Origin of the sequence: Massilia luteola (assembly GCF_034420155.1) — a bacterium.
Classification (GTDB): Bacteria; Pseudomonadota; Gammaproteobacteria; order Burkholderiales; family Burkholderiaceae_D; genus Telluria; species Telluria luteola.
Window position 1 is genome coordinate 72,802 of sequence record NZ_JAXOFN010000011.1, and the last position, 16,055, is coordinate 88,856.

Annotated in this window: 16 protein-coding genes; 4 read left to right on the top strand and 12 right to left on the bottom strand. The window is 67.1% G+C overall.

Translation table 11 applies throughout. From position 1 onward, the window contains the following. Nucleotides 1-2: 2 nt before the first annotated feature. A complete protein-coding gene (locus U9J41_RS13245) occupies nt 3-908 on the top strand; it encodes an ATP-binding protein (protein ID WP_322402664.1) in 906 nt (301 codons plus the stop codon). Next, nucleotides 901-1,371 (top strand): NUDIX domain-containing protein, encoded by a 471-nt coding sequence (locus U9J41_RS13250; RefSeq protein ID WP_322402665.1) that lies wholly within the window; start codon nt 901-903, stop codon nt 1,369-1,371. Before U9J41_RS13245 ends, U9J41_RS13250 begins: the two co-directional genes overlap by 8 nt. Before the next feature lie 147 nt (nt 1,372-1,518). Here the strand turns inward: U9J41_RS13250 and U9J41_RS13255 are convergent, their stop codons facing one another. From U9J41_RS13255 to U9J41_RS13280, 6 genes are all read right to left on the bottom strand, one after another. Next, nucleotides 1,519-1,899: a tautomerase family protein gene (locus U9J41_RS13255; RefSeq protein ID WP_322402666.1), complete on the bottom strand. Its 381-nt coding sequence runs from the start codon at nt 1,897-1,899 to the stop codon at nt 1,519-1,521. A gap of 20 nt (nt 1,900-1,919) precedes the next feature. Continuing rightward, nucleotides 1,920-2,102 carry a DNA gyrase inhibitor YacG gene (gene yacG / locus U9J41_RS13260; protein WP_056449657.1) on the bottom strand — a complete coding sequence of 61 codons (183 nt, stop codon included), beginning with the start codon at nt 2,100-2,102 and terminating at the stop codon, nt 1,920-1,922. 25 nt (nt 2,103-2,127) lie between these two features. Then, nucleotides 2,128-2,883 (bottom strand): cell division protein ZapD, encoded by a 756-nt coding sequence (zapD, locus tag U9J41_RS13265; RefSeq protein WP_322402667.1) that lies wholly within the window; start codon nt 2,881-2,883, stop codon nt 2,128-2,130. 60 nt (nt 2,884-2,943) lie between these two features. Continuing rightward, nucleotides 2,944-3,615, bottom strand: a complete 672-nt coding sequence (gene coaE, locus U9J41_RS13270; protein ID WP_322402668.1) for a dephospho-CoA kinase — start codon at nt 3,613-3,615, stop codon at nt 2,944-2,946. Nucleotides 3,616-3,640: 25 nt separating this feature from the next. Then, nucleotides 3,641-4,510 carry a prepilin peptidase gene (locus U9J41_RS13275; protein ID WP_322402669.1) on the bottom strand — a complete coding sequence of 290 codons (870 nt, stop codon included), beginning with the start codon at nt 4,508-4,510 and terminating at the stop codon, nt 3,641-3,643. 194 nt (nt 4,511-4,704) lie between these two features. Beyond that, on the bottom strand, nt 4,705-6,453 hold the full coding sequence (locus U9J41_RS13280) for an ArnT family glycosyltransferase (RefSeq protein ID WP_322402670.1): 1,749 nt from the start codon (nt 6,451-6,453) through the stop codon (nt 4,705-4,707). Nucleotides 6,454-6,727: 274 nt separating this feature from the next. On the opposite strand from U9J41_RS13280, the gene U9J41_RS13285 reads away from it, so the two are divergent. Further along, the gene (locus U9J41_RS13285; protein WP_425260407.1) at nt 6,728-7,063 is read left to right on the top strand and encodes a signal protein; all 336 of its coding nucleotides are present in this window, start codon (nt 6,728-6,730) and stop codon (nt 7,061-7,063) included. A 9-nt stretch (nt 7,064-7,072) separates the two neighbouring features. On the opposite strand, the gene U9J41_RS13290 is transcribed toward U9J41_RS13285, so the two are convergent. The 3 genes from U9J41_RS13290 to U9J41_RS13300 form a co-directional block, all read right to left on the bottom strand. Then, nucleotides 7,073-7,948 (bottom strand): DMT family transporter, encoded by an 876-nt coding sequence (locus tag U9J41_RS13290; protein ID WP_322402671.1) that lies wholly within the window; start codon nt 7,946-7,948, stop codon nt 7,073-7,075. Between the two features lie 78 nt (nt 7,949-8,026). Beyond that, on the bottom strand, nt 8,027-8,851 hold the full coding sequence (locus U9J41_RS13295) for an AraC family transcriptional regulator (protein ID WP_322402672.1): 825 nt from the start codon (nt 8,849-8,851) through the stop codon (nt 8,027-8,029). Nucleotides 8,852-8,889: 38 nt separating this feature from the next. Continuing rightward, nucleotides 8,890-10,155 carry an SGNH/GDSL hydrolase family protein gene (locus tag U9J41_RS13300; RefSeq protein WP_322402673.1) on the bottom strand — a complete coding sequence of 422 codons (1,266 nt, stop codon included), beginning with the start codon at nt 10,153-10,155 and terminating at the stop codon, nt 8,890-8,892. 99 nt (nt 10,156-10,254) lie between these two features. Between U9J41_RS13300 and U9J41_RS13305 the strand changes: the two genes are divergently transcribed. Further along, on the top strand, nt 10,255-11,163 hold the full coding sequence (locus tag U9J41_RS13305) for a LysR family transcriptional regulator (protein ID WP_322402674.1): 909 nt from the start codon (nt 10,255-10,257) through the stop codon (nt 11,161-11,163). 327 nt (nt 11,164-11,490) lie between these two features. Here U9J41_RS13305 and U9J41_RS13310 read toward each other — a convergent pair whose 3' ends face one another. The 3 genes from U9J41_RS13310 to U9J41_RS13320 form a co-directional block, all read right to left on the bottom strand. Then, a complete protein-coding gene (locus tag U9J41_RS13310; protein WP_322402675.1) occupies nt 11,491-12,729 on the bottom strand; it encodes a type II secretion system F family protein in 1,239 nt (412 codons plus the stop codon). A gap of 9 nt (nt 12,730-12,738) precedes the next feature. Further along, nucleotides 12,739-14,469 (bottom strand): type IV-A pilus assembly ATPase PilB, encoded by a 1,731-nt coding sequence (pilB, locus tag U9J41_RS13315; RefSeq protein ID WP_322402676.1) that lies wholly within the window; start codon nt 14,467-14,469, stop codon nt 12,739-12,741. Between the two features lie 247 nt (nt 14,470-14,716). Continuing rightward, entirely contained in the window at nt 14,717-16,024 is a 1,308-nt protein-coding gene (locus U9J41_RS13320; protein ID WP_322402677.1) for an HlyC/CorC family transporter, read from the bottom strand. Nucleotides 16,025-16,055: the final 31 nt, after the last annotated feature.

Below are 16,055 nucleotides of genomic sequence, written 5' to 3' on the forward strand. Positions count from 1 at the left end.
CGATGAACCAGCTGGATAACTTCCTGCACCGCGCCGAAGCCCTGCTGGCGCGCGTGGAGGCCTTGCTGCCGCCCGCCGCGCCGCGCGATCCGGACTTCCGGCACGGCTATGCCTATCGCTGGCGCAAGCGCGCGGGCAGCGGCAACGTCAAATACCTGCAGCCGGTGGCGCACGCGTCGAACATCCGCCTCGCCGACCTGCAGCACATCGGCCCGCAGAAGGACCAGATCGAGCAGAACACGCGCCAGTTCGTGGCGAAGCGCCCGGCCAACAACGTCCTGCTGACGGGCGCGCGCGGCACCGGCAAATCGTCGCTGATCAAGGCGTGCCTGAACCAGTTTGCGCCGCAGGGCCTGCGCCTGATCGAAGTCGACAAGGCCGACCTGGCCGACCTGCCGGACATCGTCGACATCGTCGCCGGCCGCCCGGAGCGCTTCGTGATCTTTTGCGACGACCTCAGTTTCGAAGAGGGCGAAGCGGGCTACAAGGCGCTGAAGGTGGCGCTGGACGGCAGCATCGCGGCGCAGTCGGACAACGTGGTGATCTACGCGACGTCGAACCGGCGGCACCTGATGCCGGAAAGGATGTCGGACAACGCGAGCTACAAGCACACGGACGACGGCGACCTGCATCCGGGCGAGACGGTCGAGGAAAAGATCTCGCTGTCCGAGCGCTTCGGCCTGTGGCTGTCGTTCTATCCGTTCAAGCAGGACGACTACCTGGACATCGTCGGCCACTGGCTGGCGAGCTTCGGCTGCACGCCGGCGCAGATCGCGTCCGCGCGCGGCGACGCGCTGCGCTGGGCGCTGGGCCGCGGCTCGCGCTCGGGCCGCGTGGCCTGGCAGTTCGCCAAGGACTACGCCGGCAAGCTGCCGCCCGCGCCGGCACAGGAACAGGTCGATGTCTGAGGCGCGCATTGATATCACCTCGAAACCGGTGGACGTCGCCGTGGGCGTCCTGATGCGCCCGAACGGCGACGTGCTCCTGGGCCAGCGCCCCGACGGCAAGCCGTATGCCGGCTACTGGGAATTCCCGGGCGGGAAAGTCGAGCCGGGCGAAGACATCTTCCATGCGCTGCAGCGCGAGTTCGTCGAAGAGCTGGGCGTGAACGTGATCTCGGCCGAGCCGTGGTGCTGCGTCGAACACGTGTACGAGCATGCGCACGTGCGGCTGTACTTCTACATCAGCCGCGAATGGGACGGCGAGCCGCAAAGCCTGGAAGGGCAGGCGTTCGCCTGGCAGGGCGCGTATGCCGTCAGTCCCCTGCTGCCGGCCACCATTCCGTTGCTGGCATGGCTGGACCAGGTGCGGTATCCCGCGCAGGGGACGGTCTCGCAAACCCGGGTTTCCGCCGCCGCGGGAACGACGTAAAAACCGATGCCGCTGGCCTTTCGTCAGTCAGATAGACCCTGGTCGTTCACCGGATCGGGCAACATCGGTCCGCACAGCTAACTGGCCTTTGCAGCCATGGCCGCCGACCTGGCCGGTCGAAGCCGATCGCGGCCAGCGCGGCGCGCTTCAGGTGTGCAGGATCCGCCCGCCCGCGAACGACCAGTTTTCCCAGTTCGTCTCCTTGAACACGACCATGACGTTTTCCGGATCGAAGCCGGATGCGCGCAGGTGGTCCATCAGCTCGGCCAGCAGCGTCTTCTTGACCTTCACGCTGCGCCCGACCGACCAGACGATCTCGATCAGCACGAAGTCGTCCGTGCGCGTCGTCGTCACGTCGGGGTAGCGGCTGTCGTAGCGGAAGTCGGCCGCATCGAGTTCCAGCACGCGCTGGAACTTGTCGGTGTCGGGCACGCCGGTCGCGACGAGCGCGGCGTGGACGGCGGCGAACACCTTGTCCTTGAATTCGGCGTTCTTGGGCTTGCGGACGGTGAGCGTGACGAATGGCATGCGACCTCCCTGGTAAGCGCTTATTCCTTCGAGACGGAATCGTCGTCGGCGTCGCCCGGCGGCGCGCCGGGGATCGTGTACTTCTCTTCGGCCCAGGCGCCCAGGTCGATTTGCTTGCAGCGATCGGAACAGAACGGGCGGAACTTGTTGGCCTCCGTCCATTCGACCTTCTTGCCGCAGGTGGGGCAGGATACGACGGTCATGGTGTGCTTCTAAAAAAATCGGTGATCAGAAATTGCAGAGCGTGAGCTCGAACGGGACGTCTTCTTCCAGCGGCTTCGGTTTCAAATCGCCGCCCTGGGTCGTGAAGCGCACCCACAGCATGTACTTGTTGGCGGAGATCTCGGGGATCGCGCCCAGCGCGTCATCCACGGACAGCCGCAGCATCTGGTAGACCTTCCCCTGCAGCATCTGCTGGTAGCTGCCGGCCACGGCGATCATCTTGACGGGGCCGCCGGAATCGCGCAGCAGGCGCAGCACGAGGGCCAGCGCGTCGAACAGCGGCGCGAGCGGCGCGAACCAGGCCGTGATGTCGGCGTAGCGCTGTTCGGCCGGACGCCGCTGCCACGCGTAGTAGGAGGGCAGGTCGAATTCGCAGGCACCGCCGGGGATGATCGTGCGGCCGCGGATGCTCATCAGCCATTCGTTGTCGCGCACGTTCTGGCCCGTCTTGCCCTGGGCGTTGACGAGGGCGTTGCTGACGGCGTCGAGTTCGGCCAGCACCGCGTCGAGCATGTCCTTGGCGACGGCGGGATTGCTGCGGTAGCCCAGCAGGCTTTGCTTCTGGCGTTCCAGCTCTTGCAGCAGGTCGGACTTGAGGTCCGCGCGGCCCGCCACTTCCAGCATGTCGAAGATCGTCGCGAGCGCGACATGGTGCTGCAGAGGATGGTCCTGCGCTACAAAGAATTTGAACTTCTCGTACAGGTCCTCCAGCCGCAACAACGTGCGTATGCGCTCGTTGAATGGGTATTCGTAGACGATCAAAATGACATCCTTAAGAATGTAGGCTGGCAACCACGTGATTCTGAACCATGATGCACAAAATTACAAACGCTGGCTTGGTTGTCCTGCCAATTTTTCCGCTGCGTCGAGATAAAACCGGTGCAGGCGCTCCACTTGCGGCAGCAGCGCGTCGACGCCGGCGTCGTTGCGGATCACGTCGTCCGCTTCTTCCAGCCGGCGCGCGCGCGACACCTGGGCCGCCATGATGGCGCGGACCTGTTCCTCCGCCAGCCCGTTGCGTGCCATCACGCGCGCCACCTGCGTGTCTTCGGAGCAGTCGATCGCGAGCACGCGCGCCACGCGTTCGCGCCACGTGCCCGATTCGATCAGCAAAGGGACGACGAAGATCGTGTATGGACCGCCCGCCAGCAGCGCGGCCGCGGCCGTCGCTTCGCGGATGCGCGGGTGCAGGATGGCTTCCAGGCGGGTGCGCGCGTCCGGATCGGAGAACACGAGGGCGCGCATCCGGGCGCGGTCGAGGGCGCCGTCGGGGGTGGCGTATGCGGGGCCGAACGCTTCGATCAGCGCGGGCATCGCGGCGCCGTGCGGGGCCGTCAGGCCGTGGGCGATCCGGTCGGTGTCGATGACGGCGGCGCCGCGCGCGCCGAACAGGTCGGCCACGGTCGTCTTGCCGCAGCCGATGCCGCCGGTGAGGCCCACCGCGAAACGGGGGGCGGATTGAGGAGTTGAAACGGCCGGGCCTGGTGTGTGCATGCGTACCTCGGGCCTGGCCGGGAGGCTAGGCCAGGAAACCCTGCGCGTAGCGGGTCAATGGTGTTCCGTACAAGAGTGCGATCATACCAGCCGCCGCGAGATAGGGACCGAACGGGATCGGATTATTGCGGTCGCGCCGCGCGAACACGATCAGGCCGATGCCGACGATGGCGCCGACGACCGACGACAGGATGATGATGGTCGGCAGCATCGTCCAGCCCATCCACGCGCCCAGCGCGGCGAGCAGCTTGAAGTCGCCGTAGCCCATGCCTTCCTTGCCCGTGGCGAGCTTGAACAGCCAGTACACGGCCCACAGCGACAGGTAGCCGGCCATCGCGCCGATGACGGCGTCGCGCAGCGGGACGATGGTGCCGCCCAGGTTGACGAGCAAGCCCAGCCACAAGAGCGGGTAGGTGAGGTCGTCCGGCAGCGTCTTCGTGTCGTAGTCGATCAAGGTCATCGAGATCAGGAAGTACGCGAACACGAGGCTCGCCAGGCCCAGCCAGCCGCTGCCGAAATGCCAGATCAGCACGGCCGACAGCAGCCCCGTGACGGCTTCCACGACCGGATAGCGCGGCGAGATCGGCGCCTTGCAGGCGCTGCACTTCCCGCGCAGGAACAGCCAGCTGACGATGGGGATGTTTTCCAGCGCCGTGATCTGGTGGCCGCAATGGGGGCAGGCGGAGCGGGGCACCATCAGGTTGAAGCGGTCCGGGTGTGGCAATTCCTTGCCGGCCTCGTGCGCGATGTAGTTGTCGAGTTCGCGCTGCGCCATCACGGGCAGGCGGTACACGACCACGTTCAGGAAGCTGCCGATCAACAGGCCGAACAGGGCAGCGGCGAGGGTCGCGGCGAGAGTCGCCGGGGCGGCGAAGAGCAGGATTTCCGGTGACATGATGCTCCGATGGGTGGCTGATTCCGTGAATCAACTATTCTAGGGGTTTTCCCGTCCTTTGGGCAGCGTCGTGACGCGTCGCCGCCACGTATGGCGCCCCGACCCTGTCCGTTCGTGGTTCGATGCCGTCAATACGGTCCGGGCGTGGCGCCCGCCAGGGATGTCGCGGCGGCGATCCCGGCCATCGCCGTGCGTCAATCGCGGTCCGTGCACCGGGCCGCGCCGGGCGCGCGCCGGAACAGCCAGAAGTGTTCGTGGCGATCGGCCGGGCGGGCGCCGTCCCACACCGGTTGCCACGATCCCGCGTCGCTGCACTGCGGCAGCCGGCCTTCCGGATTCTCCAGCAGGATCTGCGTGCAGGCGGATGACGGCCGCGTCCCGAGCCGTTCCGTGACGATGCCGTCGTAGTAGTGGAGCATGCCACGTTCGCTTTCGGCGACGCCGTAGCTCGCCACGCATCCGGGCCCGAGCGCGGGCCGCAGCGCACCGAAAACGCCGCGATAGGATTTGACCTCGTCGGCCCACGGCATGAACAGCGTCGCCGCGAGCAGCCAGCACAGCGCGATCCCGGTCACCCACGTCTGCAACGCCGCCTGGCGCCGCGGGTAAAACACCATGAGCCAGGCCGCGCCGGCCGTCGCGGCCAGCGCGCAGGCGAGCGCCGCGACGTGCAGGTGCCGGTCGGGATGCGGCGGCAGCAGGTCGGCAAGTGCGCGCAGGCGCAGCGGATCGTGCGCCAGCATGATATAGGTCCACGCGAGCCAGAGCGCCGCGGCGATGCCGCCGAACAGGACGCGCGCGCCCACGCACCACGCGAGCTCCACGCGCGGGGCGAGCGCGAGGGCGCTGCGTGCGCCGAGCAGCGCCAGCGGCGGCAACAGGGGCAGCGCATAGCCGTCGCGCGCGGAGGCCGAGGCGACCAGCACGCCGAAGACGACCGCCGCGAACACGGCGGCCGACTGCATGCGCTCGTCCGTGCGCCACGCGCCCCGTCCGCGCCACAGCGCGAGCACGGCGAGCGGCGCCGCCGGGAACGTGATCCACCACAGGTTCTTCGCCCAGAATCCGGGATCGTGCGCCGCGCCCAGCACGGGGACGGAAAACCCCACGAAGCGTCCGATGTTGTTCGTCCAGAGCCAGTCGTGGAACAGGTTCGGCGCGCGCAGCCAGAGCGCGGCCGGCCACAGCGTCAGCCACGGCAGCGCGGCCAGCAGCGCGACGAGCACGGTACGCGCATAGGCGGGCGCGCGCCAGCGCGCAAAGCACAGCGGCAGCAGCACGGCGGCGAGGCCGAACACGCCGGGCGCGAGCAGGCCCTTGGCGAGGAACCCGATGCCGACGCCGGTGCCGATCTGCAGGCCGCTGGCGCCGGGCCGCGTGCGCCAGCGCGGCAGGCCCGCCATGCCGATGGCGATCCCCGCGAGCAGCGCCGTGTCGGTCAGCATCAGGTGCGCAAACGCGGCCATCCCGAAGCAGGCGAGCAGCACGAAGACGGTCGTGCGCCCGAACTGCGCATCGACCCAGCGCCGGCCGCACTGCGCCATGGCCGCGCAGGCCAGCAGGACGAACGCGCCGGTGGCCAGGCGCGCGCCGTCGGCGAGCGGCAGCACGGGCGACGTCAACGTCGCGAGCGCGCCCGCGACCCAGTAGAACAGCGGCGGCTTTTCCATGAACGCCTCGCCCGCCATCCGGGGCACGACCGCGTCGCCGGTCGCCAGCATATTGCGCACGATGTCCGCGATATACGTCTCGTCCTGTTTCCAAGGTTCGTGGCCGACGAGTCCCGGCAGGACGTACAGGCCGAGCAGGACGACGAAGGTCCAGGTGCGGGTGCCGAGCACGAAGCGGCGCGTGAGGTCCGGCGCGGACGCGGGGCGCGCCGGCGCCGCGTCGGTGCGCAGCAGCGGGCCGATGTCGTCGAGGTCGGGCGGCGTGCTGGACATGGCGCCAATCCTAAGGCGGCGCGCAACGGCGCCCGGCGCGCGGGATCGCGTCCGGGTGTCGCGGCTGCGCGCCATCGTTCGACGCGTGCGGCGGCATGCGGCGGTCCGTCTGTTCCATGACCGTTCCAATGTATGTACAACGCATGCAAATGATAGCTCTGCGCCAGGCGCGCACACGTTACGGTTTGGTCATTTTTTCGTTTTGTCATGTCGTGTGGGAATATGATGCGGCTCGTCCGTGGAGGACGACGTTCGCAAATCCTATGGAGAAACCATGAAAAGACATCTCGTATTGCTGCTCGGCGCATTGACGGCAGCCGCGGCATTTGCCCAGACGACCGTGCCGAATCCGCTCGCACCGGATGCGGCGCCGCATGCCGCGAGCCACGGCGCCCCCGCCGCCGCGAAGGCGTCGAAGACGGCGCAGGCGCAAAAGGAGCAGGCGCCCGGCGGCGGCGCGGGCAAGGTCTGGGCGAACAGTTCCAGCAAGGTCTACCACTGCGAAGGGGACAAGTACTACGGCAAGACCAAGAAGGGCGAATACATGGCGGAAGCCGACGCCAAGGCGAAGGGTTACCACGGCGTCGGCGGCAAGGCCTGCGCGAAGTAAAACATACCCTCATCGCTCCTTGGCGAAGGCCAGCGCACCCACCGCCGCAAGGACGAATGCGATGCCGGCCAGTTGCCGCCATCCCACCGGCTCGCCCAGCAGCAGGGTCGCGAGCAGCAGCGCGGCGACCGGTGCCAGCGCCGTGAACAGCGCCGCTTCCGTCGCGGCGACCCGGGCCGCCCCCGCGTACCAGAGCAGGAAGCCGCCGACGGTCGGCAACAGCGCGTAATAGCCGACGGCGAGCAGTGCGGACGACGCGACGGGGGCGGTCCACGCCGCTTCGGCCAGCGCGAACGGCAGGGAGGCCGCCAGGCCGATGGCGCTCATCAGCGTCGACAGGGCGAGGGGCGGCACGGCGACGCGCAAGCGCTTGTTGAGCAGGATGAAGCAGGCTTCGCACACCACGGCGCCGAACACGAGCGCATTGCCGGACATCGAACCGGCGGCGGTGCCCGCCGGTTGCCGATGCAGGACGAACAGCCCGGCGCTCGCCAGCGCGACGGTCGCGAGCAGCATGGGCCGCGGCCGTTCGCCGAGAAGGGCCACGGCGGCGACGGTCGCGACGACAGGCAGCGTGCCGAGGATGACGCCGGCGTCGGCCGCCGACGTGGCGCGCAACCCCGCCATCAGCAGCGCCGTGTACCCGGCGGTGCCGGCCAGTCCCTGCAGGACGAGGATCGCCCCGTCGCGCCTGCCGGGACGCGGCACGGGCGTGCCGGTCACGCGCAACAGCAAGAGAAAACAGGGCAGGGCGAGCGCGAAACGCAGGGCCGTGGCCGTGAACGGCGGCAGGGCGCCGGCGGCGATCTTGCTGGCCACGACGGTGCTGCCGACGAGCAGCATGGCCAGCGCCAGGTACACATACCCAAGGGTTTTAGCGGACACGACGTTCTCCTTTCAGTGACAGGGAACGCACGATAGCCGCCGGCGCGGCGCCGGTATTGAACGAAATTGCGGGCGGTGTTACGCCAGTGCCGCCGCGTAGGTGCCGGGCGTGACGCCGTAGGTGCGGATGAAGATGCGCGTCATGTGGCTCTGGTCGGCGAAGCCGCTGGCCGCCGCCGCGTCCGCCAGGGCCACGCCGCGCGCGAGCAGGGCGCGCGCCGCTTCGATGCGGCGCTGGATCAGGTAGGCATGGGGCGTCAGCCCGGTCGCGCCGGCGAACTGGCGCACGAGCTGGAAGCGGCTGAGCCCGCAGACGCCGGCCAGGTCGGCGAGACACCATGCGGTGGCGGGCGCATCGTCGATCATCGCCCGCGCATGCGCGATCGCGGCCGTGGCCGGCGTCCGCCGCGATCGCGCGCCATCGTCTCGCAGGCCGTGCAGTAGTTCCAGCAGCAACTGCTCGCGCAACAGGTTTGCCGCGTCGCCCCCGCCGTGCGCGGTGACGGCCGCGTAGAGGTGGTGAAAACAGGCGGCCAGCGCCGCATGGCGGGCGACCGGGTCATGGAAAACGTACTCATGGCGGGCGCCTTCGCTCAGGTCGGCCGCCGTGGCACTGGCGAGCGGCTGGGGCAGGTACAGCATGCGCCATGCCCGGGGCGCGCCGCCGAGAGGGGCGCCATCGTGCACTTCGCCCGGGTTCACGGTGATGACGTCGCCCGCCAGTGCCTCTACCTGGCCGCGCCCGCTGCTCGAGGTCTGGCCGCCGGCCAGCATGACGCCGACGCCGAACTGTTCATGGCTGTGTCGGGCGAACACGTGATCGCTGCGCGCTTCCACGGCGTCCACGCCCGGCAGCGCGGAACGGATGATCGTGAAATCGGCAGGCTTTCCGGACCTGGGCATGGCGTTCCTCGTCGACGCGGATGGGCGGAACGCCGAGTTTAAGGGCGAAGTTGCCGCCGAGGCAAGGCGGCGGGCCGTACCTGCCCCGTTACCGGGCCGCCCGCGGCGGTGGCCGATGGGCGATCGATATCGATGGCCTCGGCCATCGCCCGGTAGCCCGCGTCGCCCGGATGCAGATGATCGCCCGAATCGTATGCGGCCCGCAGGCGGCGCGGGTTGGACGGGTCGCGCAGGACGGCGTCGAAGTCGACGACGGCATCGAACGCGCCGGCCGTGCGGATCCACTGGTTCAGTTGCTGGCGCAGGCGCTCCTTTTCAGGACTGTAGTGGCCGGCGTACGGCGTGCCGGCGAGGGCGCCCTCGAACGGCGGCAACGTGCCCGCCGTCACGCGCACGCCGCGCACGTGGGCCGCTGCGACCAGTTGCTTGTAGGCGGCCGTGAGCTCGTCCAGCGTGGCGGCGCGCTCGCCTGGTGCGAACGGGCTGCCCGGCCAGCCGATGTCGTTAATGCCGAGTAAAACGATCACGTCCGACACGCCGGGCTGGCCGAGCACGTCGCGCCCGAAGCGGGCGACGGCGCTCTGCCCCATGCCGTCGCGCGCCAGCCTGCCGCCCGAGATACCAGCGTTGGCGACGGCGATGCCGTGCTTTGCCAGCCGTTCCGCGAGAACGTCGGGCCAGCGGCGATCCGCATCCGGCGTTGACCCGTTGCCGTCCGTGATCGAATCGCCGAGGGCGACGACGGTGCGCCCTGGCGCCGCCGCGTCGACCATGACGGCGTTCAGGAACAATCGTCCTCCGAACCGGGCGGTGTCGTTGCCCATGGTGACTTGCACGGTCTGTTGAGCGCCCCAGTGAAAGCTGGCGATGGGCGTGGGCGCCGGTAGCCAGGTCGTCACGGCCAGCCGGGACAGCGGCCGCACGGGCAAGGCGACGGGATCGCTCGTCACCGTCGCGCCCGGCAAGATGGCGACGCCCGGCTGGCCGGAAAACGTCAGCGTCCGGCCGCCGCGTGCGTCGTCGGCCGGCCCGACGCGCACGGCGCCGAGCTTGACCGGCTCGCGGCCATACCGGTTCGAGAACACCAGGCGGATGCGTTGTCCGCCGGCGCTGAGGCGGACGGTCTCGCGCAGGGTCGCGTCGTCGAGGCGGGCCGGGACGTTCATCGGCAGCGTAAAACTGCCGTCCCAGGCCGGTTGCGGCGCCGCGTACCAGGACGTGAGCCAGTGGTCGCCCGCCAGCGCGGGTTGCGCCTGGAATGCCAGGGCGAGGGTGAGTGCCGCGAGCGGCTTGTGTCGGGTCATGGTGAGCTCCTTGGAATGAGCGCTCACGATAGGTCATTCTGGAATGGCGATGAAGATGGTAGGATCGCAGATCACTCATTCCAATACGGAATAAAGACGATGGACACCCTGCACGCGATGCGCGTCTTCGTACGCACCCTGGAACTGGGCAGCCTGTCCGCGGCGGCGCGCGAATTCGGCACGACGCAGCCCACCGTCAGCAAATGGCTGGCCCAGCTGGAGCGGCAATTGCGCGTGCGCCTGTTCGAGCGCAGCACGCGCGGCCTGTCCCCGACCGAGCAGGGCCAGCGTTTCCACGCCGACGCCCGACGGGTGATCGAGCAATTCGACGCGGCCGTGGGCGCCGTCCAGGGCATGACGGGGCAGGCGGCGGGACTGTTGCGGATCAATGCGCCCGTCGCGCTGGGCCAGTTCCGCATCAACGCGATGGTGCAGCGGTTCATGGCGGACCATCCCGCCATCGACGTCGAACTGATCCTCAACGACCGCTTCGTCGATCTCGTCGAGGAAGCCGTCGACGTCGCATTCCGGCTGGGCGGCACCTTGCCGCCGGATGCGATCGGCCGGCACCTGGCGACGGTGCCGCGCTTTTTGGTGGCGGCACCGACGTATCTCGCGCGGCGCGGCGTGCCGGCTGAGCCGGACGCGTTATCCGCGCACGACTTCGTTCGCTTCGCCTGGACACCGGGCAATACGGTGGACTTGTTCCGCGGCGGCGAACACGCGCGGCTGCCGGTCTCGAGCCGCTTCCGTGTGAACAATGCGCTGGCGATACGCGAGGCGTTGGTTCTGGGCAGCGGGATCGGCGTGTGTCCGGACTGGCTGGTCCGCGATCTGCTGGACAGCGGGGAACTGGTGCGGGTGCTGGACGGGTGGTCGGCGCGGGCGCAGGATTTATACCTGCTGTATCCGTCGCGGCAGTTTCAGCCGCTGCGGACCAGGTTGTTCATCGACTTTGCCGTCGAGCGGTTCGGTGGCTTGGCCGGGTTCGAACGGGGTCAGGGATGAAGCGGGCTGTTCGGCTTGATGCGTGCTTGCCGGACCGGCGTCCGGCTTCTCGTGACGAACTTCCTGAGCTTTGGAAACACCAGCGAGCGTTCCCCGCAGTCGCTGCACAGGATGTGCTCGCTGCTCCACAGGATACGCATCAGGGGAGTACGCGCGATCCGGCGTATATAGGTGGAACCGCATTCGGGGCAAGAGGGCATTGGAATTGACCGATAAGTTGTGAACATTCGTTCTCAACTTATCAGTCATTGCCTTGCAGCACGGTGCGGTAGCGCACAATGGCGAGGAAATCCGTGGCGGACGGCCGTTCAGTGGCTCGACCCGCCGTTACACCACCGAGCCCAGCTTGAAGATCGGCAAATACATCGCGATGACCAGACCACCGATCAGCACGCCCAGCACGACCATGATCAAGGGCTCCATCAGCGACGACAGCGCCTTGACGGCCTCGTCCACTTCTTCCTCGTAGAAGTCCGCCACCTTGCCGAGCATGCCGTCCAGCGCGCCGGATTCTTCGCCGATGGCCACCATCTGCGTGACCATATTCGGGAAGACATTGGCGTTCTGCATCGCGGCCGTCAGGCTCGTGCCCGTGCTGACTTCCGTCTGGATCTTTTTCGTCGCGTCCAGGTAGACGTTGTTGCCGGAAGCACCGCCGACCGAGTCCAGCGCCTCGACCAGCGGGACGCCGGCCGCGAACATCGTCGCCAGCGTGCGGGTCCAGCGGGCGATGGTGGCCTTGCGTATCACTTCGCCGAAGATGGGGAGACGCAGCAGCACGCGGTCCATGAATTGCTGCATCTTGAGCGAGCGGCGCCAGGACTGGAAGAAGAAGTACAGGGCGCCGAAGATCGAGCCGAAGATGATGTACCACCATTGCACGACGAAGTCGGAGATGCCCATCACGATCAGCGTCGGCGCCGGCAGGTTCGCGCCGAAGCTGGAGAACACGGATTTGAATGCGGGCACCACCCAGATCATGATCACGGCCGTGACGATGAAGGCGATCGCCATGATCGCGCATGGGTACATCAGCGCACCCTTGATCTTGCTCTTCAGCGCGAGTGTTTTTTCCTTGTAGATCGCCAGGCGCGTCAACAGGTCTTCCAGGATACCCGCCTGCTCGCCGGCGCCGACGAGGTTGCAGAACAGCGGGTCGAAGTACAGCGGGTATTTGCGGAAGGCGTTGTTCAGGCTGGTGCCCGTCTCGATGTCCGCGCGCAGGTCCATGATCAGCTTCGACATGGACGGGTTCGAGTGGCCCTTGCCGACGATGTCGAACGATTGCAGCAGCGGCACGCCGGCCTTCATCATCGTGGCCAGCTGGCGCGTGAACAGGGTCAGGTCCTTGTCCTGGATCTTCTTGCCGCTGCGATAAGTCTTCTTCTTGACCTTGGTGACCATGATGCCCTGGCGGCGCAGGGTCACGTTCACGATGGTCTCGCCGCCGGCGCGCATTTCGCCGCGCACGGTCTTGCCGGTCTTGTCCTTGCCTTCCCAGGCGAAGATGTATTCCTTGACTTGCGCGCTTGCGCCGCGGCGCGCCGGGACGGATGTCGTTGCCATGTTGAATCCTTATTCGTTCGTGCAGCCGAGCACTTCCTCGAGACTGGTGAGGCCCTGCTTGACCTTCATGAGGCCGGACCGGCGCAGCGAGTTCACGCCGTCGGCCTCGGCCTGGGCGGCAATCTGCATCGCGTTGCCGTGGGACAGGATCAGGGCTTCGATCGCCGGCGAGATCGGCATGAGCTGGTAGATGCCCACGCGGCCCTTGTAACCGGAGCCGAGGCAGCGCTCGCAGCCGACGGGGCCGTAGGGCTTCCAGTCGCCGTCCAGGTCGCCGTCGCGGAAGCCCGCCGCCTTCAATGTGTCGCGTCCGATGTCGAGCGGCTGCTTGCACGTGCACAGGCGGCGTGCGAGGCGCTGGGCGGTGATCAGGATGACGGACGAGGCGATGTTGAACGGCGCCACGCCCATGTTCATCAGGCGCGTCAGGGTCGACGGCGCGTCGTTCGTGTGCAGGGTGGAAAACACCATGTGACCCGTCTGCGCGGCCTTGATCGCGATGTCGGCCGTTTCCAGGTCGCGGATCTCGCCGACCATGATGATGTCCGGGTCCTGGCGCAGGAAGGCTTTCAGCGCGATGGGGAAGGTCAGGCCCGCTTTTTCGTTGACGTTGACCTGGTTCACGCCCGGCAGGTTGATCTCGGCCGGGTCTTCCGCCGTCGAGATATTGATGCCGGGCTTGTTCAGCACATTCAGGCAGCTGTACAGCGACACGGTCTTGCCGGAACCCGTCGGGCCCGTCACGAGCACCATGCCGTACGGGCGCGTGATCGCATCGATCAGGATGGCCTTCTGGTCTGGGTCGTAGCCGAGCGCGTCGATGCCCATCTGGGCCTGCGTCGCGTCCAGGATACGCATGACCGTCTTTTCGCCGAACAGGGTCGGCAGCGTGCTGACGCGGAAGTCGATCGTTTTCGTGGGCGACAGCACGAGGCGCATGCGGCCGTCCTGCGGCACGCGCTTTTCCGAGATGTCGAGCTTGGCCAGCACCTTGATGCGCGAGACCAGCTTGTCGCGGATCGACAGCGGCGGCGCCAGGTGGTCGCGCAGCACGCCGTCCACGCGCAGGCGGATGCGGTACTGCTTTTCGTACGGCTCGAAGTGGATGTCGGACGCGCCCAGCGTGATCGCGTCCATCAGGACCTTGTTCAGGAAGCGCACGATGGGCGCATCCTCGACCTCGGCGGCGGCCGCTTCCGATGCCTGCGTCTGCTGCGGCTCGTCCTCGGCGAACTCGATCTCGCGTTCGTCGCCGACCAGCTCGCTCAAGTCCTGCTCGGCGCTCTTGGAGAGATTCGCCAGCAGGGCCAGCAGGGTGTCGTGGGCGACGATCACCGGTTCGACCGTCGATTCGCTCTGGAACTTGATCTGGTCCAGCGCCTGCGTATTTGTCGGGTCGGACAGCGCCACCGACATCTTGTTGCCGCGCCGTGCCAGCGCGACGACGCGCTGGGCCTGCATCAGCTTGGCGTCGATGGCATTGACGGGCAGCGCCTCGAGGCTGAAGGTGGTGAGGTCGAGGAGCGGATAGCCGAAGGTTTCGGCGCAAAAGGCGGCCAGGGACCGCGCGTCGACGGTGCCGGCACCCAGCAGGGTGTCGATGAAACCGGCCTTGTCGGCGGACGCCTTCTTTTGCAGCGTGTCCGCCTGGGGCAGCGTCAAGCGTCCCGCCTGCACGAGGGCACGCGCCAGCCCGGGCAACGCAGTGCCTGGGGTGGTGTTGGGGAGGACTGCTGCCATATGGTTAAGGTCGGAAGGACGACAAGAAGCCGGGCAGGACGAACGGCCCCGGCGGATGTTCTCGATGATGCCCGTAGGCATCAAATCGGTCAAGACTTTGTCGTGGGGAAAGATGCATGCATACCACGTGGACGAAATGGTATGTGTGGCCTAGGCAATGTCGGGTGAACAACATCGTTATTCCTCGTGCAAGGACAGGGGCAAACCGCCGGATCGTGGCCGGTGGCGCTCGGCCGGCGAAGCGCGATCAGGCTGCCAGCCAGCGTTTGACCGCGACCGGCCGCAACAGTTTCACGACCTTGATGGCCTGGTTCTGCACTTGCACGACTTCGATCACACAGTTGCCGATCTTGAGGGCGATGGGGAATTCCGGGATTTCCTGCAGCTGTTCCAGCAGCAGGCCGTTGACGGTCTTGGGGCCGTCGAGGGGCAGGTCGAGACCCAGCTTTTTATTGATGTCGCGCAGTGGCGTCGTGCCTTCGAGCAGGACTTCGCCCTGGGCATTCCACGCCATCGCATCGCTGCGCGCGGCGCCCGGGGTGGACGTCGTGAAGTCGCCGATCATTTCCTCGATGATGTCTTCGAGCGTGACGAGACCCTGCACCTCGCCGTATTCGTCGACGATGATGCCCAGGCGTTCCTTGTTTTCCTGGAAATACTGGAGCTGGGTGAAGACGCCCGTGTCTTGCGGGATGAAATAGGGCTCCGTCAACAGTTCGCGGAAGTGTCCGATCGTGAGGTCGTCTTGCTCGTTCAGCAGCGCGACCGCCTTGCGCACGTGCAGGATGCCGACGATGCGATTGATCTCGCCTTCGTACACGGGCAGCTTGTTGTGGTAGCACGTGGTCAGCTCGGCCTTGATGTCCTCGACCGGCAACGCGAGGTTCAGCGCCTCGATCTGGGGGCGCGGCGTCATGATGTCTTCGACGGAAATCTTTTCCAGGTCGAACAGGTTCAGCAGGATGCTCTTGTGCTTTTGCGGGATATAACTGCCCGCTTCCAGCACGACGGAGCGCAATTCTTCCGGCGACAGGCGCTGCTGGGCATCCGCATGGCCGACGCCGACGCCGCGGATGCGCAGCAGGCGCAACAGGCTTTGCACGAACAGGTTGACGAACCAGATCGCCGGCTTGGCCACCTTCATCAGCGGACGCAGCACATAGCTGGAGCCGAGCGAGATGCGTTCCGGGTAGGTCGCGCCGATGATCTTCGGCGAGATCTCCGCGAACACGATCAGCAGGAACGCGACGACGGCCGTGGCGATCGTGATCACGCTTTCCGCGTGGCCGAAGAACAGGATCGCGATCGCGGTGACGAGCGCCGTCGCCATCGCGTTGATCAGCGTATTGGCGATGAGCACGAGGGACAGCAGCTTGTCCGTGCGGTCCAGCAGCCACAACGTGGTGATGGCGCCGCGGTGGCCCCGTTTCGCAAGATGGCGCAGGCGATATTTATTGGCCGCCATCAGGGCGGTTTCCGCCATCGCGAAGAAGGCCGAGCAAAGAATCAGGAGAACGAGTGCGAGGATGAGCACCCAAAGTGGTACGGTTTCCAAGGATCACCGTCAAGAATCGTCGTGAAACTGG

Coding starts and splice junctions, on each gene's coding strand:
- U9J41_RS13310 (WP_322402675.1), bottom strand. CDS start 12,729: ATGGCAACGACATCCGTCCCGGCGCGCCGCGGCGCAAGCGCGCAAGTC.
- U9J41_RS13295 (WP_322402672.1), bottom strand. CDS start 8,851: ATGCCCAGGTCCGGAAAGCCTGCCGATTTCACGATCATCCGTTCCGCG.
- U9J41_RS13285 (WP_425260407.1), top strand. CDS start 6,728: ATGAAAAGACATCTCGTATTGCTGCTCGGCGCATTGACGGCAGCCGCG.
- U9J41_RS13305 (WP_322402674.1), top strand. CDS start 10,255: ATGGACACCCTGCACGCGATGCGCGTCTTCGTACGCACCCTGGAACTG.
- U9J41_RS13245 (WP_322402664.1), top strand. CDS start 3: ATGAACCAGCTGGATAACTTCCTGCACCGCGCCGAAGCCCTGCTGGCG.
- U9J41_RS13300 (WP_322402673.1), bottom strand. CDS start 10,155: ATGACCCGACACAAGCCGCTCGCGGCACTCACCCTCGCCCTGGCATTC.
- coaE (WP_322402668.1), bottom strand. CDS start 3,615: ATGCACACACCAGGCCCGGCCGTTTCAACTCCTCAATCCGCCCCCCGT.
- pilB (WP_322402676.1), bottom strand. CDS start 14,469: ATGGCAGCAGTCCTCCCCAACACCACCCCAGGCACTGCGTTGCCCGGG.
- U9J41_RS13250 (WP_322402665.1), top strand. CDS start 901: ATGTCTGAGGCGCGCATTGATATCACCTCGAAACCGGTGGACGTCGCC.
- U9J41_RS13280 (WP_322402670.1), bottom strand. CDS start 6,453: ATGTCCAGCACGCCGCCCGACCTCGACGACATCGGCCCGCTGCTGCGC.
- U9J41_RS13275 (WP_322402669.1), bottom strand. CDS start 4,510: ATGTCACCGGAAATCCTGCTCTTCGCCGCCCCGGCGACTCTCGCCGCG.
- yacG (WP_056449657.1), bottom strand. CDS start 2,102: ATGACCGTCGTATCCTGCCCCACCTGCGGCAAGAAGGTCGAATGGACG.
- U9J41_RS13255 (WP_322402666.1), bottom strand. CDS start 1,899: ATGCCATTCGTCACGCTCACCGTCCGCAAGCCCAAGAACGCCGAATTC.